The organism is Christiangramia gaetbulicola, from assembly GCF_003054225.1.
GTDB lineage: Bacteria > Bacteroidota > Bacteroidia > Flavobacteriales > Flavobacteriaceae > Christiangramia > Christiangramia gaetbulicola.
The window spans coordinates 146,495-160,532 of sequence record NZ_QBKQ01000003.1 but is presented as its reverse complement, the minus strand read 5'-3'; the positions used below and the strand labels follow the sequence as shown (position 1 = coordinate 160,532).

Here is a 14,038-nt window from a genome sequence, read left to right as displayed (position 1 = left end):
ACATGATCCCTGAGCATTTAAAAAAACGCAAAAAGCTGAAAATTAGTTCCACAATTGTTAACCAGGCTTTAATCTTAGTGCTTGCTTCACTAATAATTACGTCCTGTTCCGCCATAAAAAGAACGAATAAGAAGATCGAATCAGATTTTTTTGAGTCGGCCGAATTCAAAAAAGGATTTGCAGGTTTTGCTCTTTACGATCCTGTTTCAGACGAAATGCTTTACACCCACAATGCCGATAAATATTTTACGCCAGCTTCTAATACCAAGTTATTCACCTTATATACCGGATTGAAAATCCTGGGTGATTCTATCCCCGGGATTAAGTACACTATAAAGGGAGACAGCTTGATCTTTAAAGGAACCGGGGATCCTTCATTTCTGAACCCCGATCTTCCGGAATCCAAGGTTCTAAGTTTTTTTAAGCAAAGCGAAAAAGAGTTATTCTACGCCCCACCGGTTTATAAGGAAAAGCGACTGGGACCAGGATGGGCCTGGGATGATTATGATTCTTATTATTCCGCAGAAAAGATCGATTTTCCCATTTATGGCAATTTGATCGAAGTGAAATTTGATAAAGGAAGTTCTAAACCTTCAGCAGTAAAACCTCAAAGGTTTAAAGATTCCATTAGCGCCGTGAAACCAACAGATCCTGCGAATAAGTATACCCAAAGAGACATTAGTTCAAATAAAATGGAATTCCAGGAATTCGAAAGAACTGAGGACTTCACGCAATACATTCCCTTTCATTTCTCGAATGAGCTTATTACTGAAATAATTTCTGACACTATTCAGGATACCGTGAAAATCTATTCCGGAGATATTAAAAAACTGGATTTTGACAATACCTTATATAGTGTTCCTGCAGACAGTATTTACAAACGCATGATGCAGGTGAGCGATAATTTCATTGCAGAACAGATTCTTTTAATGGCTGCAGATAAGGTTTCAGACTCTCTAAAAACCAGCATCGCCATAGATCATATGAAAGAAAACCACCTGAAAGACCTGTTAGACGAACCTATGTGGTATGATGGTTCTGGCCTTTCGAGGTATAATCTTTTCACTCCACGGTCTATGGTTAAGCTCATTGAAAAGATCGAAAACGAAATACCGGTTGAAAAACTATTTAAAATACTCGCTGTTGGAGGAGAATCTGGGACTCTAAAGAATTACTACAAGGCTGAAACTCCTTATATCTATGCCAAGACAGGAACTCTTAGAAATAACCACAGCTTAAGCGGATTCCTGGTCACCAAAAGCGGCAGAATTCTTATTTTTAGCTTCATGAACAGCAATTATACGGTCCCAACTTCAGAATTAAAACAAGGAATGACCAGAATTCTGGAAAGGATCAGAGATAATTATTAAACCAGACCTACGATAATGCAAAGACGAAAATTTATAAGAAATATAGGTATAGGCGGACTTTTACTCCCACTGGATCCAACCTCTATTAGTACTCAGGGAAATTATATAACAAACGCAGCCAATATAATTCCTGAAGCTCTACAGGAGGGAGATACTATAGGTATCGTAAGCCCGGCCAGCGCCATTTTCGAATCTGAACCTTACGAGATCGCCAAGGAGTCTTTTGAGGCAATGGGCTTAAAGGTGAAATTCGGGAAAAACACAAGAAACCGTTACGGACATCTCGCGGGTACCGATGAAGAAAGAGCTGAAGAATTCAACGATATGTTCCGTGATGATTCCATAAAAGCTGTAATTGCTTTAAGAGGAGGTTCCGGCGCCGCCAGGATCCTGGACAAGCTGGACTATGAGGCAATCAGGAAAAACCCGAAGATCTTTATAGGCTACAGTGATATAACGGCATTGCATATGGCAATATTCGAAAAGACCGGGCTGATCACCTTCCATGGCCCAGTTGCGGTATCTACGTGGAATTCATTTAGCGCAGATTATTTAAAACGACTCCTTTTCAATAAAGAAGCCATCAAATATGAAAATCCAGTAAATAAAGGAGACGAACTGGTACAAACCAAAAACAGGATCAGGGTTATAAATGAAGGAACAGCCAGAGGTCAGCTTCTTGGCGGAAACCTTTCTGTACTCACCGGGATCATGGGTTCTGAATATTTCCCAACAAACTGGAAGGGCAAGATCCTATACCTGGAAGATGTGGGAGAAAAGATATATGCGGTAGATAGAATGATGACCCAGTTATACCTGGCCGGTGTCTTTAACGAGATCAGCGGTTTTGTATTTGGAAAATGTACAGATTGTGACCCGGGAGGCAGCGGTTACGGCTCATTAACCATGGAGGAAGTTATAGATCATTTTATCAAGCCCCTGAATATTCCGGCTTACTCCGGCGCCATGATAGGGCATATCGACGATAACGTTACTATCCCGAATGGGATAGAAGCTGAAATGGATGCAAAAAATGGAACTATCCAGCTACTAAATCCGGCGGTAAAATAAATTTTAAAATCAGGATTCAGGTTTTGCTAATGATCTACAAAACCTGGATCCTGAATAATACCACTCCACTACTACTTTTTCCTTGCTAATTCTTTCTTATAGATCTCACGTCCCAATTCAGCCATAAAGGGAATACCGATCTCGTCATATTCATAATCGTTATCATTAAAAACTCCGTTCTCGTTTACCAGCAGAGTCGCGGAAAGAAGGAATTCAACATCATTTTCAACATCTTTTATATAAGCCGTTTCGGTCAGGGTTCCGTAGGCATAGCCCACCTTATTATAAATCTTAATATTAGAAGGAATTCTCTCTTTTGAATCCCCATATATAAAGAATTTACCGTAGCTGTCGTAATATTCAGTTTCATCATAGTCCAGCTCCCGCGGTAATCTGGACATGGCTTCCTTCAGGAATTCCTTATCCTTATCAGTTAGCTGAAACGTATTACTTTCTTCAAAAGTTTCTGGAAAATACAACCTCTTCATCAGGTTATGCTGAGTTTCGATAGGGAAGTAATTCTTAAGTTCAAAACTAAAAGGCTCCGGCACCTTTTCGCCATCTTTCATATACCCCACACCTTTAATTACATTCTGGATCTTTAAAGAATCTGCCGTTTTATTATTGGTAACCGGCATTTCATAATTTCCATTTTCAGTATCAAAGATCATTTGCCTTGTCACGATAGCTCCGGAGCCTTCACCAGAAAAACGATGAGAAATCCTTACCGGTGCAATACCCTTAGCCCTGAGTTTTGAATTGATATAATCCTGCCCCAGGAATTCGAATAGACGGTTATAGGCACCATTATCGCTAACCGCAAAAATTGCATCAATATCATTAGCAATGGTATGTTCGATAGAATCGTTCTCTAAATGGTAAGGTGTATTTTTGTCTATTTTGATGCCCTCTTTATTAAGTTCATTTATCTTTTCCAGGCTTAATACCGCCACCGGAAGTTTTACCGTACTGGCAGGATAGAAATAGGCTTCGGGCTCTACCCTATATTTAAAATCTTTGAAATCGATCTTCCCATCCTTTTTAATGATCCTGGAATAAATGATCTGAACCTCATATTTACCTGGGTTTTTAAAAACCTCTGAAAGTTTGGTTTGTTTAGAATTTGAAACCTGTTTCAGCACATTATTTTGAAGGCTGCAGCTAGAGATCGAAAAAAACAGAACGAGGAGAAATAGAATTTTACGCATATAGGGATCGTTGGTTAGTTCTAAAAAAGTTTAAATGGTTATTTATAAAAGTAAGCCTATATTTAAATTTAAACAATTTTCATTTTTGAGGAGACAGAGACTGTTTTCTTCTTTTGAATTATCATTTTTATAATAACTTAGCATCAATGGACAAAGCGGTACAATTTGTTGAAGAGATCCAGAAAGGATATACCACCAAAGGTGATTTCATCTATTTAGGCGCTGGAATTCTGGATGGAAACGTCCATTCTGAAGCCTCTGTAAAGATTCCCTTAAAAACGATGAATCGTCATGGTTTGATCGCCGGGGCTACCGGAACTGGAAAATCCAAAACCCTGCAGATCATTGCTGAAAATCTATCTGAAAAAGGTGTACCTGTTTTGCTGATGGATGTAAAAGGTGACCTAAGTGGTATCGCCCAGCCATCTGAAGGAGCAGATTTCATAAATGAAAGGCACGCTAAACTTGATTTCCCATTCGATCCTAAAAAATCACCGGCAGAGATCCTGACCCTTTCAGACCAGGAAGGTATCAGGCTAAGAGCAACGGTAAGCGAATTCGGACCGGTATTACTGTCGAGGATCCTTGATCTTACCTCAACTCAAACAGGAATCCTGGCGATCATTTTCAAGTATTGTGATGACAACCAATTACCTCTTTTAGATCTGAAAGACCTTAAAAAGATCATTCAGTATTCTACCGAAGAGGGCGAGGAAGAATTTGAAGAAAACTACGGAAGAATTTCCAAAGCCTCCACCGGCGCTATTCTGAGGAAGATCGTTGCGCTGGAACAACAGGGTGCAGACCTGTTTTTTGGAGAAAGATCTTTCGATGTAAATGATTTACTCCGCAAAAATACAGAAGGGAAAGGATATGTAAACATCCTTAGGTTAACCGATATACAGGACCGGCCTAAACTGTTCTCCACCTTCATGCTGAGTCTTTTAGCAGAGATCTATACCACCTTTCCCGAAAAAGGGGACATGGATAAGCCAGAGCTGGTAATGTTCATAGACGAAGCTCATCTAATTTTTGAAGAAGCGTCAGATGCTTTACTCGACCAGATAGAAAGCATCGTTAAATTAATACGTTCTAAAGGAGTGGGAATCTATTTTGTTACCCAAAATCCGGCAGATGTACCTGAAGAAGTTCTGGGACAATTAGGACTTAAAATTCAGCATGCGTTAAGGGCTTTTACCGCAAAAGACCGGAAAGCGATAAAACTTGCTGCTGAAAATTATCCTATTTCTGAATTTTATGATACCAAAAATATGCTTACTGCGTTAGGTATAGGTGAAGCTTTGGTATCTGCATTGGACGAAAAAGGAAGGCCCTCACCTCTTGTGGCTACTATGCTCAGAGCCCCTATGAGCCGAATGGATGTACTTACAGAGACTGAACTGAAACAACTTATCAAGGAGTCCCAGCTAGTATCAAAATATAATGAAGAAATAGACCGGGAAAGCGCTTACGAAATACTGAATAAAAAAATCGAGATCGCCGAAAAAACTGAAGCTCAGGAAAAGGCGAAAAAAGAAAGAAAAGAAGTAACAAATACAAGCTCCCGGCGTCGAACCAGCAGCACCGAAGGTGCGGTTATAAAAGTGCTTACCAGCGCAACCTTTATTCGCGGAGTTCTAGGCATTCTGAATAAATTTTTAAAATAATAACTACTCAATCTAATATGTACAAAAAAGCTTTATTAATTATTGGTCTATGTGCAAGTATCTCATCCTGTACAAGCGATGAAGAAAATCCATATCTTATTTCATCTACCCAGGTAGGTCCATTGAAAAAAGAGATCCAGATCAATCAATTAGATTCTATTTTTAAAAATGACAGTATCGTTCGGCAAACCAGCGGACCACAGGAATTCAGGTCTACAGATGAAATAAAGATCTATAGCCAGGATGGGGAAGCCTTATTGAGTTTGGAGCCACTACAGGAATTCGATTCTACCAGCACCATAGGCTATATAAGGATTCTGGATCCAAGATATGAAACTAAAAACGGCCTAACCGTAAAAAGCACATTCAAGGACATCGTTAAAAATTATAATATTTCAAGGATAGAGAACACCATTAATTCTGCGGTGGTCTTTATAGACGAGATCAATGCTTATATCACCATAGATAAAGATCAGCTACCTACGAATCTTAGGTATGATACAGACAGTAAGATCATGGCATCACAGATTCCTGACGACGCCAAGATTAAATATTTTATGATCTACTGGAATTAAATCACGGCAAAATCAGCGAAATCAAGTTAAACTCCCTAAAAGTAAATTTAAATTTTGTTAATATAAATCACGGTCTCAATTGTTTAGCTAATTTTAAATCATAACCAATAATTTATCTTATGATTAAAGTCTTAGCAATGATTATGACCGTTGGAGGTGCGATCGCACTTGTAATGGGAGTATTAGGAATTTTTGGTAGTGTAGCATTAATGCTTAGCCCCTGGGCTCTCACTATCCTTGGCTTCGTATTTTTTGTAGCAGGAATTTCAATGTTGAAGTATAGAAGAGATACAGATGAAGTACAGGCACAAAGCCAGAACTAATTTTCTCTCGGTTTAGAAAATAAAAAAGGGATGCAAATTGCATCCCTTTTTTTTGTGGCTAGGTTGAAAATTAATCAACATTATCATGTAGAAAAGAATTGTTTTTCCTGAAGTGAAGATCATTATTCTCGTCCTGATCTATACTGGTACGGGAAAGTTTCCCTTCTCCAGGTTTTGAATTATCAAGCTCTATTCCTGCTCTTTTGTATGCAGGTTGTTTTTCTATCTCGTCTATCTGCGCAGAACCAGTTCTGAACTTATAGTTGAATTCTTTCATTTTAGCCTTTCTCTCTGCGGTTCTTTGTCTTACAACCTCAGAAGAAATAGGATTATCAAAAGGATCATGATCATCTCCCGTATTCTCCTTCTGTGGAGCTGGAGCAACGGTTCTTTTTTCAAAAGCTATGCTCTCATCCTTAGGCTCTTCTTTTTTCGGAGCCTTAGACCTTTCAAGCTTTTCTTCCATTTCCATATAGTCATCCAGGCTGTATCTCTTGATACCCTGAGCTGAACTTTCGGTTACCGGAACGATCTCTATAGCTTCATTAACCTTTATATTTCTAGTGTCTTCCTCTTCTTCCTCAAGACTATGCCTGGTGATCTCTTCAGATTTAGGAGAAGTCTTTTTCTCCTCTTCCTGGTTCATTGGCATATCAAAAGTGAACATGAACTGTTCTTTGGTTTCAGGCTGAACTTCTTCAGGCTCATTCACCTCCATGTTTCTTACTTCTTCGCTCGTGTCGTTAATGATGAAGTCTTCAGGATCTACTTCCTCATAGATCACATCAAGTTTCCTGGCGAAATCTGGCGTCTTAAGAACGTCATCTACTTTTTTTTGGATATTTCCTACTTCATCAACCTCTTCTTCATTTTCGTCTAGAGTATGAACAATCTTTTCCTCTTTCGCCGGCTCTTCAAATTGCAATAAGTTTTCTGAAGGATTCATTACCGGTGAATTGGTGACCTGAGAAACCGAACCAGTCTTTTTAGTAGTAAGATCCTGCTCTGCTTTCTGTTCATCTTCCAGAGTATGGATGATCTTCTTTGTTTCGGTATTGGTGATCTCATTCTGCTGCTCCACATCGAAACCAGTAGCGATGATAGTTACAGCGATAGAATCTTCCAGGGCCTCGTCTTCACCCACACCCATAATGATGTTTGCGCTGTGACCGGCTTCTGCCTGAATATGATCGTTGATCTCTCCAATTTCGTCTATAGTGATCTCCTCGTTTCCAGATACAATTAGCAGTAAAACATTTTTGGCACCGGTGATCTTATTATCATTTAATAACGGAGAGTCAAGAGCTTTCATAATAGCATCTGTTGCCCTGCTGGCTCCTGAGGCCTGAGCGGACCCCATGATCGCAGTACCAGAATTGCTTAATACGGTCTTTGCATCCCGCAAGTCAATATTCTGTGTGTAGTGATGCGTAATTACTTCAGCAATACCTCTGGAAGCAGTTGCCAGTACTTCATCTGCCTTAGAGAAACCAGCTTTAAAACCTAGATTTCCATAAACTTCACGAAGTTTATTGTTGTTGATCACAATTAGCGAGTCTACATGGCTTCTAAGCCTTTCCACTCCCAACTGTGCCTGATCGTTCCTGTTTCTTCCCTCAAACTGGAAAGGAATGGTCACGATACCAACGGTTAGAATTCCAAGTTCCTTGGCCTGCTTGGCAATAATTGGCGCAGCTCCAGTACCGGTACCACCACCCATACCGGCAGTAATAAATACCATCTTGGTATTGGTGTCCAGCATTTGTTTGATTTCCTCAAAACTCTCTACTGCTGCTTTTTCTCCAACTTCTGGATTAGCTCCTGCTCCAAGTCCTTCGGTAAGGGTCACACCTAACTGAATCTTATTAGGAACCGGACTGTTCTCAAGTGCCTGGGAATCTGTGTTACAAACAACGAAATCAACCCCTTTAATTCCCAACTGGAACATGTGGTTGATGGCATTGCTTCCTCCACCGCCTACTCCTATCACTTTGATGACGTTCGATTGATTCTTAGGTAAATCGAATGAGATGTCTCCAAATTCTGTACTGCTCATAAACTCTGTTTTACTGGTTGTATCTTTATTACTCTGCGTTATCTAAAAAATCTTTGAATTTTTCTGCCCACTTATCAAAAATGCTTTTGCGGGCAACTTTTTTCGAGGTTTGTTCCTCTTGATCTGCTTCGTCATGAAACTGATCTCCGTCTTCATTTTCTTCGGAATCTTCTACAGGACTATTGTCTGAAAGAACAGCTTCTTCCTGAAAACGGCTATTCCCTTTTTCCAGGCTGTTCATCACCAAACCAACAGCGGTTGCGTAAACCGGGCTGGTAGTTTCCGAATCGTTAGTACCGGCTAAATGCTCATTAGGATAACCAATCCTGGTATCCATTCCCGTGATATATTCTGCCAGTTGCTTAATGTGCTTTAATTGTGCACCACCACCGGTTAATACCAGACCGGCGATCAATTTTTTCTTCTGCTCATCATGACCATAGTTCTTGATCTCCAGGTAAACCTGCTCGATGATCTCTACCACTCTGGCATGAATGATCTTGGAAAGGTTTTTAAGGGTGATTTCCTTCGGCTCTCTTCCTCTTAATCCCGGAATAGACACGATCTCATTATCCTTGTTTTCCCCCGGCCATGCAGAACCGAATTTAATTTTCAGCAATTCAGCCTGCTTTTCAATGATCGAGCAACCTTCCTTGATGTCTTCAGTAATCACATTACCTCCAAAAGGGATCACCGCCGTATGGCGAATAATTCCATCCTTGAAAATTGCAAGGTCGGTGGTACCACCACCTATATCGATAAGCGCTACTCCGGCCTCCTTTTCTTCCTGACTTAAAACAGCATTTGCTGAAGCTAAAGGCTCCAGGGTCACTGCAGAAAGTTCAAGTCCGGCACTTTTCACACATCTTCCAATATTCCTGATAGAAGAAACCTGACCAACAACTACATGGAAATTAGCTTCCAGTCTCCCACCGTACATCCCGATAGGCTCCTTAATTTCAGCCTGACCGTCTACTTTAAATTCCTGAGGTAGCACATGTATGATCTCTTCTCCCGGCAACATCACCAACTTGTGAACCTGGTTGCAAAGCGTATGAATATCATCTGCATCTATCACTTCATCTGGATTCTGACGGGTTATATAATCGCTATGCTGCAAGCTTCTAATATGCTGCCCCGCAATTCCAACCACCACTTCACTAATCTTTAAACCACTATCGGCTTCCGCTTCCTGTATTGCCTGCTGGATAGACTGGATGGTCTGGGTGATATTGTTCACCACCCCTCTGTGTACACCAAGAGATTTGGATTTTCCAATCCCAACGATCTCCACCTTGCCGTACTCATTCTTGCGGCCAATCATAGCCACAATCTTTGTTGTTCCAATATCTAATCCTACTGCAATATCGTTTTGTTCCATAAACTATTTTTTCGTGCACACAACCTGATCACCAAATTGTAAGTTCACTTTTTTGTAGGTATCTAATTTATTTTCTTTCTGTGCTTTCTTATAAAAGGCCTTGAAATTGTTGAATTTTAAAGCCACGTTACTCGAGTCTCCAAAATAAAGTTCAAAATCCAGTTCTCTTAACTCAAGTGTATATTTATCTCCTTTTAGCCGGTTGATGCCGGTAATATGTCTTGTTAAGAATTCATCGTTCTTTATGTGATTTACAATTGGGTAAGCCTTCGTAACATTAGCTCCATCAAAACCAAACATCAGCGGTACTCTCGCTGTGTAAAACTGGCTAAGCGGCATTAGCTCCCCATTGCGGTCCAGGTAGAAAGAAGAATTCCCAACTACTCTTCCTATAGGCTTTCTTTGACTTACTTGCGCTTTCAATTTACCATCAAGAGTTAGGTAAACTTCCGCATTTTCAATCATTTGATGCTTATTTAAAAGGGCTTCGACCCTATTCAAATCTAAAGTTTCTTTATCTATACTCGAGACAGAGGTTTCATTTTGTATTAACAATTTATTAACCACTTCCTCAGTCACATAGAGATTTTCGGTATCTGTAAATTTCACATCTACCTCACTGATTTGTCGCGACTTATGTCGTTTTTCGGCAAAACCATACAATAAGCAAACGATTGCCACTAAAACGAAAGCTTTTATGTAACCTAAACTACGCTTCATGTAACAATGCTTTTTTTACTTTTTCTACTTCTTCTCCAATGTCTCCAGCACCTATCATTACCACGACCTCAGCATTTTCTGCCTTGATCTTCTCCTGTAATTCAGATTTTGTAACGAGAGATTTTTCCGGATTGGAAATTTTATCCAGCAACCAGGCTGAAGATATACCTTCAATGGGTAATTCCCGGGCCGGATATATATCCAGCAGGAACACCTTATCAAAGTCTGAAAGGCTTGAGGCAAAATCTTCAGCGAAGTCACGGGTACGGCTAAACAGGTGGGGCTGAAAAACCGCTAAAACTTTTTTGTTGGGGTACATTTCACGAACGGCCTGGTGTACTGCAGAGATCTCTGTAGGATGATGCGCATAGTCATCTATCAAAACCAGGTTGTCCGTTTTTATTTTATAACTAAATCTACGCTTAACACCTCTGAAAGTATATAAAGCCCTGGCCAGATCGTCGGTTGGGGAGCCGTACTCGATCGCCATCGCCAGGGCTGTTATAGCATTCAGCAAATTATGATTGCCGGGTAGATTAAATTTTAAATCCTTTATAATTTCTGAAGGGGTTTTCAGGTTGAAAACATAACTCCCATCTTCAATTCTAATATCTTGTGCTGTATAATCACTCTCATCATTTATGCCAATCTCGAATCCATCCAGAGGCAATCCACTTTTGATGAATAATTTTCCATCCTGTGGTACTTTTGCCGCAAATTCTCTGAAGGATTTTTCCAGTTCAGATTTATCTCCATAAATATCCAAATGATCGGCATCCATAGAGGTTATCGCTGCTAGGTTCGGAGATAAATTAAGGAAGGAGCGGTCAAATTCATCGGCCTCGACCACAACGACATCATCTCCTTGCATGATCAAATTAGACTGAATATCCTCACTAATTCCTCCAAGGAAAGCTGTGACCTTTGCGCCGGTTTCTTTAAGCAAATGCCCAAGAATTGCCGTGGTAGTTGTTTTACCGTGGGTACCGGCAACGGCAAGACAATATTTTTCACGAGTTACCATACCCAGCAGCTGTGCTCTTTTCACGATCTCAAAATTTTCTTTGAGATGAAGAAACTGCTTCAGCTCTTTTGGTACCGCCGGAGTGTATACTACAAGTGTATCTTCTCTGTTTTGAAGTATAGTTTCAGGAATTACTTCAAGATCATCCTGATAATTGACCTCGATACCTTCTTTTTCCAGCGTTCTGGTCAACTCGGTTGAAGTGCGGTCATACCCAGCCACAAATTTGCCCTTCGCCTTGAAATACCTGGCAAGCGCACTCATTCCAATCCCACCGATTCCGATGAAATAAAAATGTTTTATGTGGTTAAGATCCTTCACTTCTTTATTTATTTTTTATCAGCTTTTCAACTTCATCCACAATATCTGAAGTCGCATTTGGCAAAGCCAGTTTTTTAATATTCTGAGCAAAACGGTTCATCCTTCTCTCATCCTGTAAAAGGCTGAAAAAACATGGCTCAAACCTTTCAGTCAATTCATCTTCAGTGATCATCAAAGCAGCATCATGATCTGTAACCGCCATGGCGTTTTTGGCCTGGTGGTTTTCAGCTACATTAGGTGACGGGATAAATAATACCGGCTTCCCAACGATACAAAGTTCAGAAACACTTCCCGCTCCTGCTCTTGAAATGATCACATCGGCCGCTGCATAAGCATAATCCATTCTATTGATGAATTCTTTGGCTCTTACATTAACCGAATCGTATTTTTTATACTCATCGTAGTATAGTTTACCTATCTGCCAGATGAGCTGAACATCTTCATCTTTAAACTTCTTAAGATCGTTCTCTATAAGTTTATTGATCCTTCTAGCACCAAGACTTCCGCCCAGAACCAGAACAGTTTTCTTATCCTTTGAAAGATTAAAATGACTTAAAGCTTCTTCTCTTAGTTTATTTACCTCCAAAAGATCCTGTCTTACCGGGTTCCCGGTAATGATAGTTTTTCCAGCAGGGAAAACCTCTTTTACTTTTTCATAAGCCGCGCAGATCGTATCTGCATACTTAGCCAGAATACGATTGGTGATCCCCGGCAGGGAATTCTGCTCCTGTATCAAGGTTGGAATTCCTTTAGAAATCGCAACCCTTAGCAATGGTCCGCTGGCAAATCCACCCGTCCCGATCACAATATCAGGCTTGAATCTTTTAATGATCTTTCTGGACCTGGAAAGGCTGCTCATTAATTTGAAAGGGAAAATGAAATTCTTAAGACTAAAAGATCTATCCACGCCACTTATCCAGAGACCTTCGATCTCATATCCAGCCTGCGGAACCTTTTCCATCTCCATGCGATCTTTTGCTCCAACAAAAAGAATTTCAGCATCTGGATGCCTTCTCTTTATTTCATCGGCAATAGCAATGGCAGGATAGATATGTCCTCCTGTTCCTCCACCGGATAATATGACGCGTAAACTTTCTTTCATATTGCTTCGCTTAAGATGTCCAGAGGATTTTCTTCCTCGCCCTCAAATTCTTTATTTTCAAATTCCTTTAATTCTTCTCTTTTGGCGCTTACACTCAAAATAATTCCCAGCGCAATACAGGTCATCCAGATGGATGTTCCTCCACTACTAACAAGGGGAAGAGTTTGACCAGTTACCGGAAACAATTCAACAGCAACCCCCATATTGATAAGCGCCTGGAAAACCACCGGCAATCCTACACCCATCACTACAAGTTTCCCGAAGACGGTATTGGCTTTGGTAGCCACGATCACTATCCTGAAAAGCAATAGTAAATATGCAAGCATCACTCCAAAAGCTCCTATTAATCCCATTTCTTCAACTATGATCGCATAGATAAAATCTGAAGAGGATTGGGGTAAAAAATTTCTCTGAACACTTTTGCCTATTCCGGTTCCGGTGATACCACCCTGAGCGATCGCGATCTTGGCTTTTTCAACCTGGTATTGCTCAGCTCCTTCTTCGTCATCAAAAAATGTTTCTATCCTGCTGGTCCAGGTATCTACCCTGTTTGGTAAAAGACCAGGAAAAGCCTTGGCGGTAAGGACGAAAATGCTCAGCATAATGATCCCTGCACCTACAATAGCACCCAGATATTTTATTGGATATCCACCTAAGAACATCAACACCAGTGTCATACAAAAAATGATCGCTGTTGTGGAGAAATTGGCCGGCAAAATTAATACTAATACCGCGAAAACAGGCAGCCAAAGCGGAAGAATTGTCTCTTTAAATGTCACTGTTCTTTCGGTCACTTTAGACAGGTATCTGGCCACATAAACCATAAGAACCACCGCTGCAAAAGTGGAGGATTGAAATGATACATTTAGTACCGGGATCTGTATCCATCTACTGGCGTAAGCCCCATCTATGGTAGTTCCCTGTGCGATGGTAAACAGAAGTAATAGAATTACCACCGGCAGCAGTAATATCGAAATACCCCGAAAATAATGGTAGGGTATTTTATGAACCGCGAACAACACGCAGAATCCTAGCAGCAAATGAAAAAAGTGCACAACCAGATACCCGGAAGTACTTCCATCGCCATGAAGATAAGCAAGGTTACTACTGGCACTGTAAACCGGCAAAAATGAAAATATCGCCAACAGTCCGGCTACCGCCCAGATCACCTTGTCTCCTTTAAGATTTGCAAAAACGTTGCTCATTCTTTTATTTCTTTT

The 14,038-nt window shown here is 40.4% G+C and carries 12 protein-coding genes; 5 read left to right on the top strand and 7 right to left on the bottom strand.

The features are described from left to right. The first annotated feature begins 77 nt into the window (after positions 1-77). Positions 78-1,370: a D-alanyl-D-alanine carboxypeptidase/D-alanyl-D-alanine-endopeptidase gene (locus C8P64_RS12200; RefSeq protein ID WP_245889700.1), complete on the top strand. Its 1,293-nt coding sequence runs from the start codon at positions 78-80 to the stop codon at positions 1,368-1,370. 15 nt (positions 1,371-1,385) lie between these two features. Next, positions 1,386-2,441: a S66 peptidase family protein gene (locus C8P64_RS12195; RefSeq protein ID WP_108172365.1), complete on the top strand. Its 1,056-nt coding sequence runs from the start codon at positions 1,386-1,388 to the stop codon at positions 2,439-2,441. Between the two features lie 71 nt (positions 2,442-2,512). On the opposite strand, the gene C8P64_RS12190 is transcribed toward C8P64_RS12195, so the two are convergent. Next, positions 2,513-3,649, bottom strand: coding sequence for a serine hydrolase (locus tag C8P64_RS12190; RefSeq protein ID WP_108172364.1), 1,137 nt, complete (start codon positions 3,647-3,649; stop codon positions 2,513-2,515). Between the two features lie 146 nt (positions 3,650-3,795). Between C8P64_RS12190 and C8P64_RS12185 the strand changes: the two genes are divergently transcribed. The 3 genes from C8P64_RS12185 (at position 3,796) to C8P64_RS12175 (ending at position 6,214) form a co-directional block, all read left to right on the top strand. Beyond that, positions 3,796-5,316: a helicase HerA-like domain-containing protein gene (locus tag C8P64_RS12185; RefSeq protein WP_108172363.1), complete on the top strand. Its 1,521-nt coding sequence runs from the start codon at positions 3,796-3,798 to the stop codon at positions 5,314-5,316. A 17-nt stretch (positions 5,317-5,333) separates the two neighbouring features. Continuing rightward, a complete protein-coding gene (locus C8P64_RS12180; RefSeq protein WP_108172362.1) occupies positions 5,334-5,891 on the top strand; it encodes a hypothetical protein in 558 nt (185 codons plus the stop codon). 119 nt (positions 5,892-6,010) lie between these two features. Further along, positions 6,011-6,214, top strand: coding sequence for a hypothetical protein (locus C8P64_RS12175; protein WP_108172361.1), 204 nt, complete (start codon positions 6,011-6,013; stop codon positions 6,212-6,214). A 70-nt stretch (positions 6,215-6,284) separates the two neighbouring features. Here the strand turns inward: C8P64_RS12175 and ftsZ are convergent, their stop codons facing one another. Genes ftsZ through C8P64_RS12145 form a run of 6 tightly spaced genes read right to left on the bottom strand, consistent with a single transcriptional unit; the run spans position 6,285 to position 14,023 of the window. Next, positions 6,285-8,270, bottom strand: a complete 1,986-nt coding sequence (gene ftsZ, locus C8P64_RS12170) for a cell division protein FtsZ (protein ID WP_108172360.1) — start codon at positions 8,268-8,270, stop codon at positions 6,285-6,287. A 28-nt stretch (positions 8,271-8,298) separates the two neighbouring features. Next, positions 8,299-9,651: a cell division protein FtsA gene (gene ftsA / locus C8P64_RS12165; RefSeq protein ID WP_108172359.1), complete on the bottom strand. Its 1,353-nt coding sequence runs from the start codon at positions 9,649-9,651 to the stop codon at positions 8,299-8,301. 3 nt (positions 9,652-9,654) lie between these two features. Beyond that, positions 9,655-10,371, bottom strand: a complete 717-nt coding sequence (locus C8P64_RS12160) for a cell division protein FtsQ/DivIB (RefSeq protein ID WP_108172358.1) — start codon at positions 10,369-10,371, stop codon at positions 9,655-9,657. Further along, on the bottom strand, positions 10,361-11,716 hold the full coding sequence (gene murC / locus C8P64_RS12155) for a UDP-N-acetylmuramate--L-alanine ligase (RefSeq protein ID WP_108172357.1): 1,356 nt from the start codon (positions 11,714-11,716) through the stop codon (positions 10,361-10,363). Before murC ends, C8P64_RS12160 begins: the two co-directional genes overlap by 11 nt. A 4-nt stretch (positions 11,717-11,720) precedes the next feature. Continuing rightward, positions 11,721-12,818 carry an undecaprenyldiphospho-muramoylpentapeptide beta-N-acetylglucosaminyltransferase gene (murG, locus tag C8P64_RS12150; RefSeq protein ID WP_108172356.1) on the bottom strand — a complete coding sequence of 366 codons (1,098 nt, stop codon included), beginning with the start codon at positions 12,816-12,818 and terminating at the stop codon, positions 11,721-11,723. Continuing rightward, a complete protein-coding gene (locus tag C8P64_RS12145) occupies positions 12,815-14,023 on the bottom strand; it encodes an FtsW/RodA/SpoVE family cell cycle protein (protein ID WP_108172355.1) in 1,209 nt (402 codons plus the stop codon). The genes murG and C8P64_RS12145 overlap by 4 nt, the downstream gene beginning before the upstream one ends. Positions 14,024-14,038 lie beyond the last annotated feature (15 nt).